Below are 22,251 nucleotides of genomic sequence, written 5' to 3' on the forward strand. Positions count from 1 at the left end.
GAGGAGGTCGTCGACCGGGTCATCGAGGCGGAGGGTGCAGTCCTCGACGAGCGTCATACACGCGGCGGCGATCGGCTTCGTCATCGAGGCCATGCGACAGATCGTGTCGCCTGCCATCGGCGTCCTCGACCCTGCGCCCTCGAACGCGAGATTGCCCGTTGCTTCGATGTGCACCTCGTCGTGGCGGGCGAGGACGGCCACCGCACCCGGGACGAAGCCGGAGTCGACGTGACGCTCGAGCAGCTCTCGCACCCGAGTCAATCGTTTCGACGAGAAGCCACCAATAGGCACCTGTCTCCTCCTCATCTCGCCCATTCGCAAGTTACCTGTTGCGCGACGACCGCACGTTCCCCGAGGAGGTTGCGGAAGAAACTCCGCGCCTACCACCCGAAGCGGTCAAATGCTCACCAAGACGCATATAGCTCTACACGTCTCGGTACTCTCCCGGCTATGACCGAGCCGAGCCGGACCGGCGCCGCCGGCGCAGGGGCGTGCGGGTCGCCGCATCGAGGAGCCGACCCGAAGTGGTGGACTCTCACGGCGGTCTGTGTGGGCACGTTCATGCTGTTGATCGACCTGACGATCGTGAACGTGGCGCTGCCCGACATCCAGGCGTCGCTGGGGGCGTCGTTCTCCGACGTGCAGTGGGTCGTCGACGCGTACGCGCTCACCCTGGCCGCCCTCCTGTTGACCGCGGGGTCGCTGGCGGACCTGTACGGCCGCCGCCGCATCTACCTGGTCGGCCTGGTCGTCTTCACCGCCGCGTCCGCGCTGTGCGGCATCGCGCAGTCCCCGCTCATGCTCGAACTGTCCCGTGGCCTGCAGGGCATCGGTGGGGCCATCATGTTCTCCGTCTCACTGGCCCTGCTGGCCAACGCGTTTCGCGGCGCCGAGCGCGGCGTGGCCTTCGGCGTCTGGGGCGCCCTGGCCGGGCTCGCCGCAGCCGTCGGTCCCATCATCGGCGGCGCGTTGGTGTCGGGCCTGTCGTGGCGGTGGATCTTCTTCGTCAACGTGCCCGTGGGTGTCGTCGCGCTGGCCCTGACCGTGCTGAGGGTCGTCGAGTCGCGCGACGAGCAGGCCGCGCGGCCGGACTGGCCGGGCTTCGTGATCTTCTCTGGGGCGCTGGCGGCCTTGATCTACGCCCTCATCGAAGCGGGCCGCAGCAGTTTCACGGCGACGGTTGTCATCGCATGCTTCGCCGCGGCCGCAGTGCTGCTCATCGCCTTCCTGCTGGCCGAGATCCGCAGTGCGCACCCGATGTTCGAGCTACGGCTGTTCCGGGTGCCCACCTTCGTCGGTGGCGACATCGCCGCGTTCGGCCTTTCCTTCAGCATTTTCGCCATGCTGCTCTACGTGGTCCTCTACCTGCAGAACGTGCTCGGTTACAGCGCACTGCAGACCGGCGTGCGGCTGCTCGTCCTCTCCGGCGGCGTCCTGGTCGCCAGCGCAGTGGCGGGGTGGCTGACCAAGAAGGTGCCGATCCGCACCATCGTCGGCCCAGGGCTGGTGCTGGTCGGCGTCGGGCTGCTGGCCATGCGCGGCCTGACCGCAGCCTCGTCGTGGACACACCTGATCCCGGGACTGATCTTGGCCGGCGTGGGCGTCGGGTTCGTCAACCCACCGCTGGCCTCCACCGCGGTCGGGGTCGTGGAGCCACGGCGATCGGGGATGGCCTCGGGTATCAACCTGACCTTCCGGCAGGTCGGCCTTGCCACCGGCGTCGGACTGTTGGGCACCCTGTTCGCCAACCGGCTGACCACCGTGGTGCAGACCCAGACCGCTGGAACGCCGTTGGCCGAGCACAGCGCCGACATCGCGGCGGCCCTGCGTAACGGCAGCGTGAGCCGACTGTTCGCCGCCGTTCCGCCACAGCAGCGCGGCCTGCTCGTCGAGATCGCGCGCGGCAGTTTTGCCAGCGCCCTGAACGAGATCCTGTTACTCGCGGCGATCGTCACCATCGTCGCCGGGGCGCTGTCCTTCGTCATGATCCGGTCCAAGGACTTCGTCTCGCCACCACAAGGGTGATCCGCCGGCTACGGATGACGGCACACCCATCGTCGGGCCGGCAAGACCGGTCAGCCGCGGACCTCGCCGCCGCCGGCATCGACGACGTCATCGGCGAAGTCCGCGCGCACGACCGAAACCCTCCAGGTCTTGGGTGGTTCCGCCGCAGGGGCAGGGAGCCACTCGGATAGGAATTCCTCACCCACTGACCATTGTCGATGATCGATGGCATGGGCAGGTGCGCCGATTGCGCACGCTGTCAAGTGATCTGCCGAAACGCGCAAGGCGCATCGGCTCACACCCGTGGGAATCGCTAGCTTTCGATGCGGTGGCCTCGGAGTGGGGCCACCCTTTCGGGGCAGGACACAGGAGGAAACATGAACGGTGCCAGCATTAGCCCGACCGCAGGGAAGGGATGGCACAAAGGCAAGAGCGCGGCTTTCGTGATGATGCTCGTCGCGAGTCTCCTCTGGGTCTTCGGCGCGAGCCCGGCCCAGGCGCACACGCTCAACGAACTCGCGCCGTCCGGGGCATCGCCGTGGCTCTACACCCAGTCGTGGGCCCTCACCGGCTACGGGTACAACACGCCGCCGACCCACGTCGACTACTACAACGGTGACCACCTCTCGGACAACTACGCCCTGGACATGACCCCGACCGGGGGGCTGAGCTCCTGTGGGCAGCCCATCTACCCGATCTGGGACAACATGAAGGTCTACGCCATCTCCTCCGGCACCGGCGGGATGTACCTGCGCAAGACGATCGGCACGCAGGTCTACGAGCTCAAGTTGCTGCACATGAAGAATCTGAAGTACGGCGTGGGGGCCGTCGTCGGCCCGACGAACGTCGTCGGGTACAGCAGCAACACCGGGACCACCTCGTGCCACCTCCACGTCGCGGTCCACAAGATCGTCAGCGGCACCCGCTATGCCGTGCGTCCCGTCTTCTGCGGCTACGAGGTGACGGTTCGCAACGTCGGCTACCGAGGCTGCTGACGTATCCGGCCGGACTGGGTGCACCGCGGCCGAACGTCGCGGTGCACCCGCCAGTTCCGGGATGACCACCTAACGCGCCGACCCATCCAGCGGCTACTGGTGCAGCACCGACAACGCCGGCGACGGGTACAGCTGGAAGAGCTGGGTGCGCTGCTGAGCAACCGGCGGCGCCCGTCCGGCCGGGGCGGGTGCCGCCGGCCACGGTCCGGGCAGTTCGGGCCCGCCGTCGGGCAGCGGGGCGCGATCGCCTGCTTCTCCACCCGCTTGACCTGCCAGACGAAACGGACAAGCCGCTGGCCAGGTCAGCCGGCCAGCGCGGGTGGGCAGGCTCTCCCCATCACCAGGCCGCCCTCCCACCGGGTGGCGACCCCGAAGGCGTCCAACAGCCGCCCGACGTCGCTGGTCACCGTCCGCGTTGAGACACGGAGTCGACGGGCGATGGTGGCATCCTTGGCGCCCCGGCTGAGCAGGGCAGCCACCTGCAGTTGCCGCTCGGTGAGCGGGAGGACTCCAGGGGCCTCGCGGATCGGCACGGCCTGCTGCTGCGTCTCCCGCCAGAGCTGGCAAAACGCCATGACGACATCCGAGTCGCGGCAGAGCCAGGCGGTCGGTTGCCCGTCCGGGGTGGGTGGACCGGGGAACAGTCCGATGCGTTCGTCAACGACGATGCCGACCCCCTGCACCTTCGGGGCCACCCAGGTGTCGGGATGGACGGCCGCCACCAGCGACAGGTGCTGCAGAGGGGCGGTGATCATGTGGCCCTGGACGCCGCGCGCCCGGGTACGCAGGTTCGGTTCCCGTTCCCGCCGCTGCGGGTCGAACGGGCATCGCGGGGCAAGGTTGTACACCACCGACGAGGTGGCCCGTTCCAGCACCTTGAGCCGTTCGAGGATCGCCGGCAGTCCCACCGCGAACAGACGCACCGGTCCGCCGGTCGACGCCGGGTCCACGCTGGTGATCCTGGCGTACACCGCCGCCTGCAACGCCCGTGCCCGGGTCGCCGGTCGGTCCGGTTCGCACCATTCTCGGCCAGCCATCGGACTCGACTCACTCACCGCCGCACCCCTCCGGATCGCTTCGACGGGAAGCCTGGCACAGCGGCGCAAGCCGCCGGCGCCTCCTGCGGCGTCCGCCCGGGGTCGATCCCGAGGTCGTCCGAGAGCCGATCGCGGACCCGCCGATTACGCCGAGCCGGCCGGACCGATACGGCGCCAGGATCCGGTGGGCGTACCGCGCCTCATCGAAGGGGTTGTCCCGGGCGAGGATCTCCAGCTCTCCCATGAGCGAGGCATGCTCGCCGAGCGCGAGCCGGGCAGGCACCTCCCATTCGATGGCCAGCCATCGAGCTCTCAGGGGGAATGCCGTCATCGGCTTCCGAAATTCGGTATCGCTGCCGCTCGATTCCCGGTACGAACCACCAATGAGCGAGAAAGCCCTGGCGGGCGGCAGGACCATCGGCGCCGTGCGGATCGGTGACGTGGTCCACAAGCTGGCCTCGCCCTGGACGCCAACGGTGCACGCGTTGTTGCGGCATCTGTTCATCACCGCGTTGTACGGAGCCGCATCCTGGTGGCCGACGATCAACCCGGGTTGCATCGTGGAGCCGATAAACCATCGCTCATCCGCAGGCGGTGTGAAGTCGGCTGTCGCGTCATGGAGGCGTCGCAGCCATTGGCCAAGCTGTACGAGCGCCGAGTCGGCGAAGGCCCACCGAGGCCAGGGAAGGCGGTCGCCGACCGCTTCTCCAGGCAGGTAGGTGATCATCTCGCGGCCCTGGTCGTCGAAGCCGAGTGCCCTTGGGGCACCGTCGAAGCCGGCAACCTCCCGGCGACAGGCTGGTCGGGTTCTTCGACTGGGACACCGCGGGTCCGTCGTCACGGGAATCCGACCTGGCGTTATCAGCGCTCTCCTGGGTCCCGATCTACCCACAGGGTCCGGCCAAGGAGTTGGGATTCCACAACGTCAAGGACCGGTCCCGCCGCTTTCATCTCCTGCTCGACGGCTACGGGTACGACAGCGATCGGCACGCCTTCCGGGCCGCGATCGGGCAGCGCGCCCGACGGCAGGCAAGCGTGATTCGTGACATGGCCGAGGCCGGGGACCCAGCTGCGACCGCGCTCCTACCTGTCGCTGGCCACCTCGAATCGGCCGCGGCGGACGTCGAGATGCTGCCGGACGAGTTCTGGGTGCCTTGACTCGCGTCCCGGGCCACGACGACGGTGTCCAAGTCATGTTGAAGGCGCCCATTCGCGCTATTCATAACGGCCGGACAGTCCACGGTGGCGGGCCGACGGGTGTTCCTACGGGCGACGACGGCTGCCCTGCCGCGTCCGCGAGCCGGGCCCGATCGTCAGCAATAGACAACCCCGCCCTGTAGCTAACCTTCCTTGACGACATATCGGGATGTAGCTAAGTTTCAACCATCCGACAGAGAGGTCGTCGTCTATGAAGGCTCAACTCGTCACCGCGACCGTTCTGATGGCCACTCTGGCAACCACCACCGCACCGCTGCCCGTCCAGGCCTCCGCCGCGCCGATGGACCCACCCACCGCCGCCGAGCACGGCTGGGTCACCTCGACATTGCGGCAGATGAGCCTGGAGCAGAAGGTCGGCCAGCTCTTCTCCACCTACGTCTACGGCGGTGACGCCGCCGAGCCCACCGCCGCCGATCGCGCCGCCAACCGGGCCGCGTTCGGCGTCGAAACGCCGGCCGAGGTCATCGATCGGTTCCACCTCGGCGGCGTCATCTACTTCTCCTGGTCTCACAACCTGGACAGCCCCCGCCAGATCGCAACGCTCTCCAACGGGCTCCAGCGGGCCGCCCTCGGTGACGGCGCCAAGGGTCGCGTGCCGCTGCTCATCTCCACCGACCAGGAACAGGGCGTGGTGCTGCGGATGCCCGCTCCCGCGGCGCAGTTCCCCGGGGCGATGGCCCTCGGCGCTGGGCGGTCGCCCCAAGCCGCGTACACGGCGGCGGAGATCACCGGGCGGGAGCTGCGGGCGGTCGGCATCCGCCAGCCGTACGCGCCGATCGCCGATGTCAACATCAACCCGGACAACCCGGTGATCGGCGTACGGTCCTTCGGTGCCGACCCCGCCCTGGTGGCCGAGCTGACCGCCGCGCAGGTCGCCGGGTTCCAGGACGGCGCCGGCGTGACATCGGTGGCGAAGCACTTCCCCGGCCACGGCGACACGGCGGACGACAGCCACACCGGCCTGCCGGTGATCGACCACAGCCGGGCGGAGTGGGACCGGATCGACGCGCCGCCGTTCCGGCGGGCGGTCGCCGCGGGCGTCGAGTCGATCATGACCGCCCACATCGTGGTGCCTGCGCTCGACCCGTCCGGCGATCCCGCGACGTTGTCGCCGGCGATTCTCACCGGCGTGCTGCGCGGTGAACTCGGCTTCCGGGGAGTCATCGTCACCGACGCGCTGAACATGGCCGCCGTGCGAAAGAAGTACGGCGATGACCGGGTGCCGGTGTTGGCGCTCAAGGCCGGCGCCGACCAGCTCCTGATGCCGCCGGATCTTCAGCTGGCGCGGGACGCGGTGCTACGGGCCGTCGCCACCGGCGAGCTCACCGAGCAGCGCATCGACGAGTCGGTCCGGCGCATCCTCGCCATGAAGTACCGGCAAGGGCTGGCCGGGTCGCCGCTGGTCGACGTCGACGAGGCGGTACGGACGGTCGGGGCGCCCCAGCACATCACCGCCGTCGCCCGGGTGACCGACCCGACCCTCACCGCCGTCCGCAACGACGCCGGGCTGCTGCCGCTGACCCATGCGACCCGGTCGGTGCTGGTCACTGGTTGGAACAGCGCCGCCTTCGCGCCGATCGCGACGGTCGCCGACGGGTTCACCGCCCGCGGCGCCCGAGCCACCGCCCAGCCCGCGACCCTACCGTCCGACGCGCTGATCGCCGCAACGGCCGCCAAGGCAGCGGACCATGATCTCACCGTTGTGCTGGTGAACAAGGCGTGGGACAACGTCGTCACGGACCCACGCGGCACCCAGCGGCGCCTCGTCGCGGCGCTGGTCGGCACCGGGAAGCCCGTGGTGGTGGTGGCGGTCCGGGACCCGTACGACATCGCGTACCTGCCGGGTGTGACCACCTATCTGGCGACCTACTCGTACACCGTGGCGGCGATGGACGCCCTCGTCCGCGCGCTGCACGGCGAACTGTCCCCGAGCGGGCGGCTGCCCGTCACGATCCCCACGGCCGAGGGCGCGGGAACCGTGCTCTACCCGTACGGCCACGGCCTGACCTGGTAGGAGGCACCGCATGCAGGGTAGGAAATTCCCCACCGATGTGGCCGGTGCGGGAGCGCTCGACACTGGCGCGGGGAGGAGAGCCACAGCCGCGTCCTCCCGCCCGCTGCTCCGCAAGGTCGCGCTCGGCGTGAGCGTGGCCCTCCTGGGCGCGGCGATGCCAGCCACCGGGGCGCCCGCCACCGCCGCGCCGCTCTCGGCCGAGTCCGGACCGCCGGTCGTCACCCCCGCCGACATCCAGTTCCGTGACGACACGCTGCGGCCCGGCAGCGCCGGCGAGGTTGGTCTGCTTCCCGACCAGGTGGATCGCCTCCCCGCCGACCTGGCGGCATATCTGCAGCCGACCCCGGACCACCCCGGTCATCCCATGTACGCGGGTGCCGTGGTCCTGGCGGCCAAGGACGGTGTGATCGTGCAGCACGCCGCCGTGGGAACGGCGGTACGGTACGCCGCCGTCGGACCGGCACCCGGGCTGGTCGGGGTGGAGCTTCCCGCCGACCAGCAAATCCCGATGCGGCCCGACACCATCTTCGACATGGCGTCGGTGTCGAAGCTGTTCACCACGATCGTCACCATGCAGCAGGTCGAGCGGGGGCGGGTGGACCTGGACGCGCCGGTCGCCCACTACGTCCCGGAGTTCGCGGCCGGCGGCAAGGAGGCCGTCACCGTACGCATGCTGCTCACCCACACCTCGGGGCTGCCCGCATTCACGGCGCTGTGGAGCAAGTACCCGACGCCGGCCGCGCGGTTCGCCGCCGCGCTCGCCACGCCGCTCACGGCGCCGCCCGGCACCCGGTACGTGTACTCCGACCTCGGACTGATCACACTCGGCGTACTGCTGGAACGGGTGACCGGCCGACCGTTGGCCGAACTGGTCCGTGACGGCGTCACCGGGCCGCTCGGCATGACCGACACCGGCTACAACCCGGGGCCGGAGCTGCGGTCGCGGATCGCCGCGACCGAGTACGAGCCGTACGCCGGGCGCGGCATGGTCTGGGGCGAGGTGCACGACGAGAACGCCTGGTCGCTCGGTGGCGTGGCCGGGCATGCCGGTGTCTTCTCCACCGCGGCGGACCTCGCCGTCCTCTGCCAGGCACTACTCAATGGCGGCACGTACCGTGGGCAGCGGATTCTGCGGGACGACACGGTGCGGGCGATGCTGGTCAACTACAACGCACCGCTGGAGTCGGCCGATCCGGAAAGCCGCCGCGGACTCGGCTTCGAGCTCAACAAGCACTGGTACATGATGGGGCTCTCCTCCCCCGTGGCGTTCGGGCACACCGGCTTCACCGGCACGTCCATCGTCATCGACCCGCTCTCCCACTCGTTCGTCATCCTGCTCAGCAACCGGGTGCACCCCGATCGCGGCTGGGGCAGCAACAACATCGCCCGACGCGCGGTCTCGCGCGACCTCGCCGAGGCGATGCCGGTGCACCCCCGGTCGTACGAGGCCTGGCGGGCCGACCCGCGCGACCGCGCGACGAGCACGCTCACCGCACCGCTGCGCCGGGCGGCGCGAGGCGGGACGGCGAGTTTCCAACTGTGGTACGACACTGAGCCCCGCTACGACAGCGCCCGGTTCGAGGTCTCCATGGACGGCGGGCACACCTGGACTTCGGGGCGGATGCTGCTACACCAAGGAAACCGACGGTGGACCAGCGACGGCACGGTCACCGGCTACGGCGGCCGGGTCTGGTGGCAGGTCACGGTCGAGCTGCCCGACCAGGCGACCCACCTGCGCTGGAGCAGCACCACCGATGGTTCCGGCCAGGGCCGCGGGGTCTACGTCGACCAGATCATCGCGACGGACCGGAACGGAGTGCTCTTCCAAGGCGAGGGTGGCGACGACTCCCGAATCATCGCCGACGGATGGTCGCCCGCCCGCGACTGAACTGACCGATACGAAGACTCGGACGTACAGCGGCAGCTTGTCAGAGGAGCCTCGGCACAGCCGAGGCTCCTCCGACATCTCTTGTCGACAGCGGTTTCAGTTCGCGCAGGTGATCGGCTGCAGACCCTTCGACCGGAGCACCTGGTTGAAGGCGGGCACGTCGGCCGTGACGATCTCGTCGAGCCGGTCGAGTTGCTTCTGAAGCTGGCCGGACAGCTCCGTCAGGACCTCGTAGCTCTGGTCCGTCGGTGGGCTCTGCGTGCTCTCGATGACGCCGCGCAACGCCGCGATCTTGTTGTTGAGCTTGATCGGGAAGTTGAGTGGGTCCTGTCCGCTGCGCAGGCGAGTCTGGTACAGCTCGTTCTCCACGACGGACAGGGCGTCCTGGAGCCGGCGCCCGGTCGTCGTGACGTCGCTGTCGCCCGCCCGCTCGATCCGGTCGGCGATCTGCCCGGAGCAGTCACGAATCGCGATGACGCCGTTGTTCGCGTCGCTGGTGCGGTCGACGGCTTCCTTCGCCAGTGCGAACTGTGCGACCAGATCGGCGTCGCTGACCCGGCTGAGTCGCGAGTCCCGCAGGATCTCGAAACTCTGGTCCAGAGACTGCCCGTTCACGGTGAGCCGGACACCGTGCGTGCCGACCGGCGCGAGCGCCCCGGTCGAGTTCGCCGACCAGTAGATGAGACCGGGGAAGCTCGTCGAACCCGGATACCGCAGGTTCCAGTTCTGGGTCCGGGTGCCCGCGGTGGTCGGCAGGTTAACGGTCTGGATCACTGCTCCCTGCGCGTCAAGGAACGACATCGTGGCCGACTCGACCGGTTGTTTGATCGTGTAGCTGACCGTGGCGTTGCTGCTCACCCCGCGTACCGGGTTGTTCGGATCCTTGAGGATCGCCAGGTCGTTCTCCTGGTCCGGTGCGGTGTTCGTCGGCGGGATCACCGCGGGGGGCGGGCTCACCGACGGCAGCGGCGTCACCGGAGGCACCGTCTGCTCGAAGTCGGCGATGTCGCCCGGCGTCGTCTTCGTGGTCAGCCGACGCAGCAGCGTGGCGCCGTCGTCGAGCACCCAGAAGCTGCGGCCATGGGTGGCGATCACCAGGTCGCCGTCCTTCACCGTGAGGTCGGACACCGGGACGTCCGGCAGGTTGAGCGACAAGGGCTGCCAGTTGTCTCCGTCGTTGAACGACACGTACACGCCGTGCTCGGCCGCGGCGTACAGCAGTCCCTTGCGCACGGGGTCCTCCCGCACGGCGTAGATCCAGTCGTCGTCGGCGATGCCGTTCGTGATCTTCTCCCAGGTGGCTCCCCAGGAATGCGTCCGGTAGACGTACGGCCGGAAGTCGTCGAGCCGGTACCGGTGGGTGGACACGTACGCCGTGTCCGTGTTGTGGTGCCCGGCGTCGATCATGCTGACGGTGCTGTTCTTCTCCAGCCCTGGCGGCGTGACGTTGCGCCACGCCTCCGGCCGCGGCCCGGGCCCACCGCCCTGCCGGGTGACGTGCACCAGGCCATCGTCGGAGCCGGCCCAGATGACGTTGGGGTCACGGGTGGACGGCGCGATCGAGAAGACCGTCGCGAAGTACTCGACGCTGGTCTGGTCCTTGGTGATCGGCCCGCCGGAGTCACCGAGGGTATCCGGGTCGGCGTAGGTGAGGTCCGGGCTGATCCGTTGCCAATTCTGCCCGCCGTTGGTGCTCTTGTAGACGTACTGGGAACCCACGAACACCGCGTCCGGCTCCGCCGGGTTCGTCATGATCGGGTACGTCCACTGGAACCGCTCCTTGATGTCCTTGGCCGGAGAGCCCATGGGGTTGTCGGGCCAGACATCGATGCGGCGCGAGCCGATCCCGCTGAGGCCGCTGCGGTCGAGCCGGGTGAGGTTGCCGCCGTAGTTGCCGGCGTAGAAGACGTTGGAGTCTCGGGGATCCACGGCGACGTAGCTGCTCTCGCCGCCGCCCACCGTGAAGGCGCCGGTGCCTCCGGTGCTGGACACGCAGACGGTCGAGCGGTCCTGCTGGGCGCCGCACACCAGGTAGGGGTCGTTGTTCGTCGTGGTGACGTGGTACATCTGGGCCGTCTGATAGTCCTGATCGGTCCAGTTGGCTCCGCCGTTGGTGGAGACGTTCGCGCCGCCGTCGTTGCTTTCGATCATCCTGCGGTTGTTGTTCGGGTCGATCCACAGGTCGTGGTTGTCGCCGTGCGGCGTGGAGATCGTCTGCCAGGTACGGCCGGCGTCGTCGGAGCGGTAGAAGGAGGTGTTGAGGGCGTAGACCCGGTCACGGTTCACCGGGTCGGCGTAGATGCGGTTGTAGTAGAACGCCCGCTGGCGTCGGTTCGCGTTGTCGTCGACCAGCTGCCAGGTGGCGCCGGCGTCATCGGACCGGAACACCCCGCCGTCGGGCGCCTCGATGACGGCGTAGACCCGGTTGGAGTCGGCACCGGAAACGCTCACGCCGATCTTGCCCAGCGGACCGTCCGGCAGGCCCGGGTTGTTGGTCAGCTCGGTCCAGGTGCTTCCGCCGTCGGTGGACTTGAACAGGCCACTGGACTCCCCGCCACTGTTGAGCAGCCACGGCTTGCGGTAGACGTGCCATAGCGAGGCGTACATCACCTGCGGGTTCGACGGATCGATCGACAGGTCCACCGCGCCGGTGAGGTCGTCGCGATAGAGGGTCCGCTGCCAGGTCTTGCCACCATTGGTGGAGCGGAAAACGCCGCGCTCGGTGTTGGGGCCGAACGCGTGGCCAAGCGCGGCGACGAGCACCCGGTCACAGTTGGCCGGATCCACCCGGACGCGGCCGATCATGTGGGCGTCGGAGAGGCCCAGGTGCTTCCACGTCGCGCCCCCGTCGGTGCTCTTGTAGACACCGTCACCGGGCAGGACGTTGCCCCGGAACTCGACCTCGCCCATGCCGATGTAGACGATGTCGGGATTGGTCGGGCAGACCTCGATCGCGCCGACCGAGGAGGTCGTGATCTGGCCGTCGGTGACCGGGGACCAGTTCGTTCCGCCGTCGGTGGTTTTGTACAGGCCGCCGCCCGTGGCGCCGAAGTAGTACTCGTTCGGGCGGACGGTGCTGCCGGCCACGGCGATCGATCGGCCGCCCGTGGTCGGGCCGATGTTGCGCCACTGCAGCGACTCGTAGAGGGCGGGGTCGACGAGTTTCCCACCCGACGCGGCGGCCGGGCTGGTCGCCGCGACTCCGAGCCCGGCGACTCCCATCAGTAGCGCGAGGAACGCCGCCGTGGCTCGCCGCCGCCGCCCGGGCCGCGGCGCCCGATGGACGCCTAATGGTTCCCATGGATTTCCCGCTCGCTGATCTGCGGTCATGACGTGGTCCTTCTCAAGCTGTGAGACGCGGATGGAGGTGGCGAAGGCTCACCCCGGTCGTGGGTGGCCGCCGGGTGGTTGCCGATCGGGACGTCAGTCGTTGCGGTCGAGCTGCAGCTTCCAGATGCTGCGCCCGTAGGTCGCCGCGTAGAGCGTGTTGGTCGACGCCTGGTATTCGAGGTCGTTGACCGGAACCCGGGGCAGGTCCCGCCCGAGGCGGTACCACCGCACGTCCGGGTTCTGGCTGCTCGCCTTGGCCACGTTCGCGGTGAAGACGCCGAGGTCCGTGGCGACGAAGACCCGGTTGCGGTTGAGCGGGTCGACGACGACGTCCTGGGTGGGCGCCATCGGCAGGTTGCCGCTGATGTCGACCCAGTTGGCGCCGCCGTCCGTGGTCCGCAGGACGTGGGCGTCGTTGTCGGCGTTGCGCAGCCCGGAGTACGTCGCGTACGCCACGTTCTCGTTCGTCGGGTCGATGGCCACCCGGGTGACCCAGCGATCCGGCAGGTCAGGGTCGGTGAAGCGGGTCCAGGTCTGGCCGCGGTCCGTGCTGCCCCACAGCCAGCCGTCGTCGGTGCCGGCGTAGATGACGTTCGGGTTCGACTTGGCCGCAGCCACCGTGGTGATCGTGCCGAACGGGTACGACGGGTCGGTGCCCGATTCGGGGTTGCTGAGGCTCGGGCTGATCACCGACCAGGTCCCGGGCTGTGCCCGGTTGGTCGACCGGTTGAGGATGTTGCCGCCGTAGTAGACGACCGTCGGGTCACTGGGGTCCAGTTGGACGGGCGTCTGCCAGTTGCGGCGCTGCGAGACGGTCTGGTTGGTGTAACTCGAGCTGTTGTTTCCGCCGTTCACCGAGCGCGTGCAGTTCCCGAACTGCGAGCACGCGTACACGAAGTTGTGGTCGCTCGGGTCGATCAGCGTGTAGAGGCCGTCGCCGCACCCGCCGTACGACCCCCAGTCGCCCGTGACGACGCCGGCCGAGTTCCACGAGCGCAGGCAGCCGTTGTCCTGGGCGCCACCGACGATCCGGCTGGGGTCCTGCTCGCTGACGTCGGTGGTGTAGAACTGGGTCCAGGGCTCGTTCAGCGCCTCGGTCCAGGTGCCGCTGGCACCGTTTCCGGCCGACCAGTAGAAGCCACCGTCGTTGCCCTCGTACGCTCGGTTCGGCGTTGTCGGGTCCCAGGCCATCGCGTGGTGGTCGGCGTGGAGGTTCCCGACGTTCGCCCAGGTGGAACCGCCGTTCTGGGAGAGCCGCAGGCTGACGCCGGCGATGAACAACCGGTCCGGGTTGACCGGGTCGACCCAGGTCTTCGACGTCCACACCGTGTCGCCGCCCGGGTTGGCGTTCGTCATCGTCCGGAACGTCGCCCCGCCGTCGTCAGAACGGTAGAAGCCACGGAAGCCGCGTTGCGTCGGGCCCCCGCCATTCGCGGCCTGGTTCCAGTTGCCGGTCGTGATGTAGACGCGGTTCGGGTCACTCGGCGCGATCGCGACCGCCATCCGGGCCTGCGCCGTCGTGGTCTGGTTGTCAGTCGACGCGAGCCCGATCGTGTCGCCGGGGGTGAACGAGGTGATGCGGTCGTTCTCCAACCGGGTCCAGGTGGCGCCACCATCGCTGGTCAGGTAGATGCCGGTGCCCGGTCCGGTGTAGCAGCGGCAGAGCGCCTCGCGGTGGTGGTCCCACATCGGCACGAAGAGCTTGTTCGGGTTCGTCGGATCCATGGCGATGTCGGTAGCGCCCGTGAAGTCGTTACGGCCTTGCAGGATCCGGGTCCAGGTCGCGCCGTAGTCCGTCGACTTGTACAGGCCACGTACGCCGCCAGGGGCGAACAGCGAGCCGCCGGCCGCGACGTACACGATGTTCGGGTTCTGCGGGTTGAAGCGGATCGCGCCGATGGTGCTGGACCCCTGCAGCCCGATGCGGGTCCAGGTGGCTCCGTGGTCGGTCGACCGGTAGAGCCCGTCGCCGCCGTAGCTCAGGCTGCCGCCGCCGGGGTTGACCTCGCCCGTCCCGACCCAGACGTCGCCGTTCGGCGCGACTGTCACCGCGCCGATCGATTGTGGGAAGTTGTCCGGCCACGCGTTGGTCATGTTGACGCCGGCATCGTCACTGCGCCAGACCCCTGCGGTGGACACCCCGACGTAGACGCGGCCGGGCTGCGTCGGGTCGGGCGCGATGTCGCTCACCCGCCCGCCGACGTTCGACGGCCCGACGAGGGACCAGTTCGGGTTGACGAGTCCGTTCAGCTCCGACGGAATCGCCGCGGCCTGCTGCGCGGCCAGTTCGAGGTCACCGGTCGTGATGACGTCGCCCGGCACCTGCCGGGAGTCGAGATAGGCGTCGCGCAGTTCCGACTCCTCCTCTTCCTCCGCGTCCTCGCAGTTCGTCCCGAAGTCCGGATCGTCGGCGTCGCACGCGACAATGTTGTCCGGATCATCCGACTCGGCTGCCGCCGCCAAGGTCGACGGCGCGGCAGCGCCGAAGACGGCCAGCACCACAGCCGCAGTGAGCAGTGCGATTTTTGGTCTCATCTCACTCACCTCGTTCGCCCGTCTCAGGAAATGCACATCACCGGCCGGCGCGGTTCTCCACCGAGGCTAGGCCCGATGAGACATCGAGCACACTAATCACGTGCCGGAACGGCCAGGCAATCGAGCAATGCAGATGTAGGAGTGGACCCGGCCGGCCGCTGCAGCCACGCTCGATCACTACCGCTCGCTCGACAAACTGACATCCATCGGTGGCGGATGATCGTCAACGACACCTGGGCGCGGGCGCTCGGGAGCACGCGGCGGGTGGATCTTCCCGCTCCCTGGCGCGGCGCGCCAGGCCCCCACTTTTGATCAAGCCGCGAACTCTTGCCCTCCATCAGCTCAGGGACTAACCTTCCGCCAAAGCGCTTTGCCAAAGCGCTTTGGCGGACGAAAGGATCTTGAGTTGGCTTCGATCGCGGAGGTGGCGGCGCGCGCAGGGGTTAGCCCCACGACGGTGTCGCACGCACTGAGCGGCAAGCGGCGAGTCAGCCCCGCCGTCAAGGAACGCGTCGCCGCGGCCATGGCTGAGCTCGGTTATGTGCCAAGCCGCTCGGCGCAGAGCCTTGCCCTGGGTGCGACACGGGTGATCGCCCTGGTGGTTCCGGACATCTCGATCGGCTACTTCGCCGAGCTGGCTCGAGGTGTCGAGGCAGCGGCGGTGCGACGTGGGTACAACGTCATCCTGTGCACCACAGGGTTCGACTCGGCCCGCGAGCTGCACTACCTCCAGATGGTCCACTCGCGCGCCGTCGACGGGATCGTGTATGCGGCAGGCGCGCCTCCAACGGACCAAGAGCTGTCGGATCTGCTCGGCGCGATGCCGCTGGTCTTCGTCGACGAGGAGATCGAGGGAACCAGGCTCAAGTCCGTGATCTCGGACAACGAGGCGGGGGGTCGGCTGGCAGCCGAGCACCTCCTCGGGCTGGGGCACCGCAACGTCCTCATCCTCGGCGCCGAGGGAGAGCCGTTCTCGAGCTCACGCCGTATCGCGGCGTTCCAGCGACGTTGGGAGGACGGTGGGGGCACCGTTGCCGCTACGGCATGGGGGCGGTTCACGGAGTCCAGCGGCGCGCTCGCCGTGGCGCCCCACGTCGCGTCGTTCCGGGCCGGTGACGTCACCGCCGTGTTCGCGATCAACGACCTGATGGCGATCGGCGCGTTGTACGAGCTGAGGCGAGCCGGCGTCCGGGTGCCGGAAGACGTTTCAGTCGTCGGCTTCGACGACGTCATGGCGGCACAGTACTGCTTCCCGTCGCTGACGACCGTACGGCAGGACGTCCCCACCCTTGGACAGGTCTCCACGGACGCCCTGATCGACGCTCTGGAAGGCCTGGCGGAGCTTGATGGCGAACAACTCAAGCTGCCCGTCGGGCTCGTGGCGCGGGACTCGACCGGCCCGGTGCGGGGGGGCCGGCGATGAGTACGCCCATTCGCGGCTGGCAGGCCCACCGCCCGCGCCCGGGGGACGCGCGCTATGCGGTGTTCTTCGGTGACGTCGCCATGGACGAGTACTACCGGGCGCCGCATTTCCCGGTCGCCGGTGACAAGATCATTGTCCGCCCCCTCGAACCGCAGTTCGGCGGGATGGTGGCCAACTCGGCGGCGATCTTCGCCAACTATGGCGTGCCCACTTCCTTCATGTCCCAGCTCAACTCGGGCGAACTGACGCAGCGGCTGCTCTCCCAGCTGGAGGCGGTGGGGCTCGACACCCACTTCGTCATCCTCGACGAGGAAGTGCCCGACTCGCGCTGCATCATCCTGCTGGCCGACGACCAGCACATCGTCCTGATCCCCACCCTGGGCATCACGCACACCGAGATCACCCCAGCTGCGTTCGAGCACATGGCCGGGGCTGCGTACCTGGTGACGACGGTGACCGATGCGACTCCCTTCCGGATGGGAGAGCGAGGGGCCGGCGAGGTCCTCGCCGGTGTCCGCGCAGCCGGCACGAAGATCGTCATGGACCTCGACGTCTACAACCTCGAGAACCATCCGTCGCCCCTGATCGACCACTGCGACATCGTCTTCATGAACGCGATCGGCTACCAGCGGTTCTCCGATTGTGGTCAAAGCATCCAAGCGATGCTCGACCGCGGCGCCCTCGCGGTCATCGTCACCAACGACAGTGCCGGATGCCGGGTCTTCACCGAGGGCGACCAGTTCAGCGTCGCCGGCCACAGGGTTGATGTCGTCGACGTGACCGGCGCGGGGGACACCTTCACCAGCTCCTTCCTCTACTCCTACCTGGTCTCGGATGACCTCCGGTACGCAGCGGAGTTCGCCAACGCCGCGGCAGCCCTGTCCGTCGGAAAGGTCGGGGCTCGCGGAGGAATGCTCGACGAGGCGACAGTCCTCGACTTCATGGCTCGCAGCGGCCGTCTTTCAGCAGTCCACCAACCCTCCACCACATGACTTGAGGAGTCCTCGTGTCGACGCAGTCATTGATCTCCCGCTACGGGCGGCTGACCATCTTCATGATTCCCATCGGGATCGCGATCAACTTCGTGGGCGGACAGCTCGCCCTCCTGTTGAAGCTGCCCGTGTACCTCGACAGCATCGGCACGATCCTGGTGGGAGCACTGTGCGGCGGCATCCCCGGAGCGCTTGTCGGCCTCGTCTCCAACGGAATCAACTCCATCACGTCTCCGCCGACGCTCGCATTCGGCATCCTCAATGTCATGTTCGGCCTGCTGGCCGGGTGGCTCGGGCGACGAGGCGTCTTCACCGTGCTGTGGAAGACTCTGGCGAGCGCGGTCCCGTTCGCGCTCATCGGAGGCTTTCTCGGGGCACTCATCACCCTGTGGGTCTTCGGCGGCCTGGCCGTCGGTGGCGGCGCCCTCGTGGTCGGCGCGCTCATGGCCGCCGGCCTGGACGTCACGACAGCGAACTTCGTGGCCCAGGTGCCGATGGACTTCCTCGACAAGGTCCCCACGGTGCTGGCGGTCTACGTGGTCCTGAGGGGCATCCCTCGGCGCATCTTCGCCAAGCTGCCGCTTGGCGAGGTGTACCTGCGCGCCAAGGGAGTCACACCAGCGCCGGTCCCCACCGCCTCGCAGCCGACACCCGGTGGTCTGCGGTGAGCGCGCTGTCGCCGGAAGCTGCCAGCGCCCCTTCGGGCGGGACCTTCGATGGCGTGGTGTCGCACGGCAACTGGATCCGGGACATGCACCCCTTGAACGTGGCCGTGGTGCTGGCGTCCATCAGCCTTCTGGCCCTGGCGACACCCCGTCCCGTCGGCCTCGTGTCCGGGTGCGTGGCATTTCTCGGTATCGCGGTGGCCGCCGGGGTGGGCGGTTCCTTCGCCAGGCTTTACGCGAAGCTCGTGGTGGGGGTCGGCCTGGTGCTCTTCGTGCTCCGCGCCGCGTTCGTCCACGGCAACCACGTGCTCTTCGAGCTGGGACCGCTCGCCCCGACCTGGGAGGGAGTCCGTGAGGGCACGACCTTCGCCCTGGTGGTCATGGCGCTGTGCGGCGCGCTGACGCTGTACTTCGTCCTCGTCCCGATGAAGACGTTCATGCTGGCCCTGGAGCTGAAGGGAATGCCGCCGCAGGCGACCTACATCCTGCTGGCGTCCTTCCAGGCCATCACCGATCTGGGCCGCAGCGCCCGCACGGTGATGGACGCGCAGAAATCCCGGGGTATCGAGACCGAGGGAAACCTCTGGGTGCGCGCTAGAGCCTTCGTTCCCATTCTGGCGCCGGTGTTCATCACGGCCCTCAATCAGACGGAGGAACGCGCCATCGCGCTCGACGCCCGCGCCTTCAACTCGGGCATCCCGCATACCCATGTCCTCCAGTTGAGGCCGGCTCCCGCCTGGGAACGGGCCGCGACGGCCCTCACGGCCGCCGCATGTCTCGCAACGATTGGAGCAGGACTCCTGTGGACCTAGCGACCCTCCGTGACGTCACATTCACGTACGCGTATGCCGAGATGCCGGCTCTCGAGGGCGTCACCCTGCAGCTCCAGCGTGGTCAGCTCTACGGAGTTGTCGGGATCAACGGCAGCGGGAAGAGCACCCTGTGCAGCCTGTTGCGCGGCCTCATTCCGCACTTCCACCAGGGCACGCTTGAGGGAACGGTGGAGATTCTCGGCAAGGACCTCGGCGAGTGGGACGCCGCGGAGCTCTCCAGGACCATCGGGTGCGTCTTCGACAACCCCTTCACCCAGATCAGCGGCATCAAGGACACAGTTTTCGAAGAGATCGCCTTCGGCCTCGAGAACCTGGGTGTCAGCCGCAGCGACATGCTCGACCGCGTCACATCCGTCAGCGAGCAGATGGGCATCACCGCACTCCTCCGAAAAAACCCCAACGAGTTGTCGGGCGGGCAGCGCCAGAAGGTCGCCTTCGCGTCGATCATCGCCATGGACTCGGAGGTGCTCGTCATCGACGAGCCGACGTCTCAGCTGGATCCGCAGTCGTCACATGCGGTCTTCGAGATCATCGCCGATCTCAAGGCCCGCGGGAAGTCCATCGTGCTCGTCGAGCACAAGATCGACCTGATGGCTCAGTTCGCCGACCGGCTCGTCGTGATGCGTTCCGGAGAGGTCGTTGCCGAAGGCCCCACAGCGCAGGTGCTCGCCTCGCCCGCAATGGACGCCGCGGACGTACCACGCCCAGAGGTGACCGACCTCGCCTTCGCCCTGGAGGCGGTCGGTAAGGGCCTGGGATGCGTTCCGGTGACACGCCGGGAAGCGGAGGCGGCGATCGCCACAAGGATGAGAGGTACCCAGATCCATGCCGATCGCGTTGCATGACGTCCACTTCGCGTACCCGGACAGCACTCCGGCGGTGAAGGGTGTCGACCTTACCGTCGAGCGGGGAGAACGCCTGGCCATCGTCGGTCAGAACGGTGCCGGCAAGACCACCACGGTCAAACTCATGAACGGCTTGCTCCGGCCGACTCGCGGCACCGTCACCGTAGACGGAATGTCGACGGCGACCAGGACGACGGCTCAGGTCGCCAGGCAGGTCGGCTACGTCTTCCAGAACCCCGACGACCAGGTCTTCGCCGGCGATGTCGAGGCCGAGCTCACGTTGATGCCACGGTACCTGCGCTGGGACGCCGCCTTCACCGCCGAGCGGGTGGCGCGAGCGGTCGAGATGACGGGGATCGGTCGCTACTTCGGCAGCAATCCCAACGATCTTCCCTTTCCGGTCAAGAAGTTCGTGGCCATCGCGGCCATCTTGGTGGGAACCTGCGACTACGTGATCCTCGACGAACCGACGGCGGGACTCGACCGGCCAGGGACGCGGCAGCTGGTGGCGATGATGGACCGGCTGGAGGACGAGGGCATCGCGGTCGTGACCATCACGCACGACATGCGCTTCGTCGCCGACGTATGCCCGCGCGTCGTGGCCATGGCCGACGGGACCGTCATCGCCGACGGGTCCGCCGCCGACGTGTTCGCCGACGACGACGTGCTGGTTCGTTCGCAGCTTCAGCGTCTCGAAGTGGCCCAGCTCGCCCGCAATCTCAATTTGACCGACCGGGCCACCCGAATCGCCGATGTGCTGCCCCTGATCCCCTGACCACCCACAGCCGACCAGGCGGTACACCGCCCCAGAAGGAGACTGCACGCATGCCCCAGCGCACCTTCCTCGATGAGTTCGACGGCCAGATCCCCGTCCTCGCCATGCTCCACCTAGCCGGCGACACGCCAGCACACAAGCTGGAGCTCGCCAAGCGAGAGATCGACGTCTTGTGGTCCGAGGGCGTAAACGCAGTAATCGTCGAGAACTACTTCGGCGACGTCGACGACGTGGTGAGCGTGTGTGGCTACCTCACCGACTCGGCGCCGGAGATCCGCTTCGGGATCAACATCCTGCGCCAGGACTGGACGGCGTTCGACATGGCGCGTGACTTCCGCGCGCTCTTCATCCAGCTGGACTCGGTGGCCGGGCACCTGGCCCCGGGCGATGACCTGGCCTTCGCGTCGCGTCTCAATGACGAACGGGCAAGGACGGCGAGCCGCGTGCTGGGCGGCGTCCGGTTCAAGTACCAGCCACATCTGTCCGGCCGATCCCTCGAGGAGGACCTCACCCTGGCCAGGTCGCGATGTGACGCAGTTGTCGTGACCGGCGACGGTACCGGGATGGAGACCCCACCGGCCAAGATCGAGGAGTTTCGGCGTCTCCTCGGCCCCGCCTTCCCCCTTGTCGTCGGGGCTGGTGTCACGCCGGCCAACTGCAAAACCCAACTTGCCCACGCGGACGCGGTCATCGTCGGGAGCTACCTCAAGAACACCTACACCGACACCGGCCACGTCGACCGCGGCCACGTCCGCGAGTTCGTCCGTGCCATCCGGGACGTGCAACCCCGGCGTTCGCTGACCCGGGTGGCGAACGATGTCTGACCGCGTCAACCCAGCGACGACGGCCAGCGGCGCGAGGGGACAGGCTCTCCCCGACGACCCGCCTGACGAGCTGGTCGAAGCCCAACTGCTGGCCATCCGGGCGGCGGAGGCCGTCACCGCGTCCGTGCGGCCCGGCGAGTCGGAGGCGGTCGTGCACGCCCGGGCGGGAGAGATCCTCCGCGACCTGGGCGCCACTGGCGTCTGGAGCCCCACCACCGTGGGCTTCGGCGCCGGAACGCTCAGCTGCTTTCCCACCGACACCCCTGGCGACCGGGTCCTGTGGAATCTCGACCTCGGCATCATCGACGTCCATCCGATCACGCCGAGCGGTGGGTGGGGGGACTGCACGCGCACGTTGCAGCACGGTGCGAATCCCGCCCAGCGAGCAGCACTCCAAGCGGTGGAGAAGATCCACTCAGCGGTGCTGGCCGCCGCCACGCCGGGCATGCGCGCCTGCGACCTCTTCGAGGTGTTCCGACAGGAGCTCGCCAAGACTTCCTATGTCCTGCTGGATCGCCTGGGTAACATCGGCCACTCACTCGGTGCCGGCACCTCGTACGACGACGGTTACCTCGACGAGTGGAACACGACCGTGCTACGGGGCGCGTGGGCCGTCGAGCCGTTCATCGGCAACCACCTCTACGGGGTCAAGCGCGAAGACGTGATCTGGTTCGGAAGCACCAATTGTCATTTGATCTCCCTCTGACAGTCGAACTGGACCGGCCGCAGGCCGTAACCCCGTCCTGCGACCATCCAGCCGCAACCCGCCAGGTGAGCGGCAACACTCGGTCCGCTTTCGACTTGAAGCGATGAGCGCTGCTCGGTCACAGCAGAACTTGTGCCAGACCATTTCCGGGCGTTGTTGTTGTTGAC

The 22,251-nt window shown here is 68.2% G+C and carries 19 protein-coding genes; 13 read left to right on the forward strand and 6 right to left on the reverse strand.

The genetic code is table 11. The features are described 5' to 3' along the window. Positions 1-252, reverse strand: a 252-nt coding sequence (locus ONA70_RS21855) for a serine hydrolase (protein ID WP_265008335.1), incomplete at its 3' end; no start/stop codon positions are given. 198 nt (positions 253-450) lie between these two features. On the opposite strand from ONA70_RS21855, the gene ONA70_RS21860 reads away from it, so the two are divergent. Beyond that, positions 451-2,025 (forward strand): MFS transporter, encoded by a 1,575-nt coding sequence (locus tag ONA70_RS21860; RefSeq protein ID WP_265008353.1) that lies wholly within the window; start codon positions 451-453, stop codon positions 2,023-2,025. A 356-nt stretch (positions 2,026-2,381) separates the two neighbouring features. Next, positions 2,382-2,999, forward strand: a complete 618-nt coding sequence (locus ONA70_RS21865) for a hypothetical protein (protein ID WP_265008336.1) — start codon at positions 2,382-2,384, stop codon at positions 2,997-2,999. Between the two features lie 302 nt (positions 3,000-3,301). Here ONA70_RS21865 and ONA70_RS21870 read toward each other — a convergent pair whose 3' ends face one another. Together ONA70_RS21870 and ONA70_RS21875 are read right to left on the reverse strand one after the other, a co-directional pair. Then, entirely contained in the window at positions 3,302-4,054 is a 753-nt protein-coding gene (locus ONA70_RS21870) for a helix-turn-helix transcriptional regulator (RefSeq protein WP_265008337.1), read from the reverse strand. Further along, on the reverse strand, positions 4,047-4,763 hold the full coding sequence (locus ONA70_RS21875) for a BTAD domain-containing putative transcriptional regulator (RefSeq protein WP_265008338.1): 717 nt from the start codon (positions 4,761-4,763) through the stop codon (positions 4,047-4,049). The genes ONA70_RS21870 and ONA70_RS21875 overlap by 8 nt, the downstream gene beginning before the upstream one ends. Positions 4,764-4,945: 182 nt before the next feature. Here ONA70_RS21875 and ONA70_RS21880 point away from each other — a divergent pair, with 182 nt between their 5' ends. The 3 genes from ONA70_RS21880 (at position 4,946) to ONA70_RS21890 (ending at position 9,156) form a co-directional block, all read left to right on the forward strand. Beyond that, positions 4,946-5,194: a hypothetical protein gene (locus ONA70_RS21880; protein ID WP_265008339.1), complete on the forward strand. Its 249-nt coding sequence runs from the start codon at positions 4,946-4,948 to the stop codon at positions 5,192-5,194. A gap of 283 nt (positions 5,195-5,477) precedes the next feature. After that, positions 5,478-7,268, forward strand: coding sequence for a glycoside hydrolase family 3 protein (locus ONA70_RS21885; RefSeq protein WP_265008340.1), 1,791 nt, complete (start codon positions 5,478-5,480; stop codon positions 7,266-7,268). A gap of 10 nt (positions 7,269-7,278) precedes the next feature. Further along, entirely contained in the window at positions 7,279-9,156 is a 1,878-nt protein-coding gene (locus ONA70_RS21890) for a serine hydrolase (RefSeq protein WP_265008341.1), read from the forward strand. Positions 9,157-9,252: 96 nt separating this feature from the next. Here the strand turns inward: ONA70_RS21890 and ONA70_RS21895 are convergent, their stop codons facing one another. Together ONA70_RS21895 and ONA70_RS21900 are read right to left on the reverse strand one after the other, a co-directional pair. Further along, complete coding sequence (locus tag ONA70_RS21895; protein ID WP_265008342.1) at positions 9,253-12,378, reverse strand: WD40/YVTN/BNR-like repeat-containing protein; 3,126 nt, start codon at positions 12,376-12,378, stop codon at positions 9,253-9,255. Positions 12,379-12,579: 201 nt separating this feature from the next. Further along, positions 12,580-15,021 carry a WD40/YVTN/BNR-like repeat-containing protein gene (locus ONA70_RS21900; protein ID WP_265008343.1) on the reverse strand — a complete coding sequence of 814 codons (2,442 nt, stop codon included), beginning with the start codon at positions 15,019-15,021 and terminating at the stop codon, positions 12,580-12,582. A gap of 406 nt (positions 15,022-15,427) precedes the next feature. Here ONA70_RS21900 and ONA70_RS21905 point away from each other — a divergent pair, with 406 nt between their 5' ends. The 8 genes from ONA70_RS21905 to ONA70_RS21940 are packed head-to-tail and all read left to right on the forward strand — an operon-like array spanning position 15,428 to position 22,084. Next, the gene (locus ONA70_RS21905) at positions 15,428-16,444 is read left to right on the forward strand and encodes a LacI family DNA-binding transcriptional regulator (protein WP_265008344.1); all 1,017 of its coding nucleotides are present in this window, start codon (positions 15,428-15,430) and stop codon (positions 16,442-16,444) included. Continuing rightward, a complete protein-coding gene (locus tag ONA70_RS21910) occupies positions 16,441-17,436 on the forward strand; it encodes a carbohydrate kinase family protein (protein ID WP_265008345.1) in 996 nt (331 codons plus the stop codon). Before ONA70_RS21905 ends, ONA70_RS21910 begins: the two co-directional genes overlap by 4 nt. Before the next feature lie 14 nt (positions 17,437-17,450). After that, the gene (locus ONA70_RS21915; RefSeq protein WP_265008346.1) at positions 17,451-18,104 is read left to right on the forward strand and encodes a spermidine synthase family protein; all 654 of its coding nucleotides are present in this window, start codon (positions 17,451-17,453) and stop codon (positions 18,102-18,104) included. Beyond that, a complete protein-coding gene (locus tag ONA70_RS21920) occupies positions 18,101-18,913 on the forward strand; it encodes an energy-coupling factor transporter transmembrane component T family protein (protein ID WP_265008347.1) in 813 nt (270 codons plus the stop codon). The genes ONA70_RS21915 and ONA70_RS21920 overlap by 4 nt, the downstream gene beginning before the upstream one ends. Next, positions 18,904-19,779 carry an energy-coupling factor ABC transporter ATP-binding protein gene (locus ONA70_RS21925; RefSeq protein WP_265008348.1) on the forward strand — a complete coding sequence of 292 codons (876 nt, stop codon included), beginning with the start codon at positions 18,904-18,906 and terminating at the stop codon, positions 19,777-19,779. The genes ONA70_RS21920 and ONA70_RS21925 overlap by 10 nt, the downstream gene beginning before the upstream one ends. After that, complete coding sequence (locus ONA70_RS21930; RefSeq protein ID WP_265008349.1) at positions 19,760-20,554, forward strand: energy-coupling factor ABC transporter ATP-binding protein; 795 nt, start codon at positions 19,760-19,762, stop codon at positions 20,552-20,554. Before ONA70_RS21925 ends, ONA70_RS21930 begins: the two co-directional genes overlap by 20 nt. A 50-nt stretch (positions 20,555-20,604) precedes the next feature. Then, positions 20,605-21,378, forward strand: coding sequence for a BtpA/SgcQ family protein (locus ONA70_RS21935; protein WP_265008350.1), 774 nt, complete (start codon positions 20,605-20,607; stop codon positions 21,376-21,378). Further along, complete coding sequence (locus ONA70_RS21940) at positions 21,371-22,084, forward strand: M24 family metallopeptidase (protein WP_265008351.1); 714 nt, start codon at positions 21,371-21,373, stop codon at positions 22,082-22,084. Before ONA70_RS21935 ends, ONA70_RS21940 begins: the two co-directional genes overlap by 8 nt. Here ONA70_RS21940 and ONA70_RS21945 read toward each other — a convergent pair. Continuing rightward, positions 22,066-22,251: hypothetical protein (locus ONA70_RS21945; protein WP_265008352.1), on the reverse strand; the 186-nt coding region annotated here is incomplete at its 5' end. The genes ONA70_RS21940 and ONA70_RS21945 overlap by 19 nt on opposite strands.

Source organism: Micromonospora yasonensis (assembly GCF_026013475.1).
Lineage (GTDB): Bacteria > Actinomycetota > Actinomycetes > Mycobacteriales > Micromonosporaceae > Micromonospora > Micromonospora yasonensis.

Bases quoted from the DNA above. Each gene is read 5' to 3' on its own strand.
- ONA70_RS21865 (WP_265008336.1), top strand. From the start codon at position 2,382: ATGAACGGTGCCAGCATTAGCCCGACCGCAGGGAAGGGATGGCACAAA.
- ONA70_RS21860 (WP_265008353.1), top strand. From the start codon at position 451: ATGACCGAGCCGAGCCGGACCGGCGCCGCCGGCGCAGGGGCGTGCGGG.
- ONA70_RS21910 (WP_265008345.1), top strand. From the start codon at position 16,441: ATGAGTACGCCCATTCGCGGCTGGCAGGCCCACCGCCCGCGCCCGGGG.
- ONA70_RS21940 (WP_265008351.1), top strand. From the start codon at position 21,371: ATGTCTGACCGCGTCAACCCAGCGACGACGGCCAGCGGCGCGAGGGGA.
- ONA70_RS21895 (WP_265008342.1), bottom strand. From the start codon at position 12,378: ATGGGAGTCGCCGGGCTCGGAGTCGCGGCGACCAGCCCGGCCGCCGCG.
- ONA70_RS21935 (WP_265008350.1), top strand. From the start codon at position 20,605: ATGCCCCAGCGCACCTTCCTCGATGAGTTCGACGGCCAGATCCCCGTC.
- ONA70_RS21890 (WP_265008341.1), top strand. From the start codon at position 7,279: ATGCAGGGTAGGAAATTCCCCACCGATGTGGCCGGTGCGGGAGCGCTC.
- ONA70_RS21900 (WP_265008343.1), bottom strand. From the start codon at position 15,021: ATGAGACCAAAAATCGCACTGCTCACTGCGGCTGTGGTGCTGGCCGTC.
- ONA70_RS21875 (WP_265008338.1), bottom strand. From the start codon at position 4,763: ATGATCACCTACCTGCCTGGAGAAGCGGTCGGCGACCGCCTTCCCTGG.
- ONA70_RS21885 (WP_265008340.1), top strand. From the start codon at position 5,478: ATGGCCACTCTGGCAACCACCACCGCACCGCTGCCCGTCCAGGCCTCC.
- ONA70_RS21930 (WP_265008349.1), top strand. From the start codon at position 19,760: ATGCCGATCGCGTTGCATGACGTCCACTTCGCGTACCCGGACAGCACT.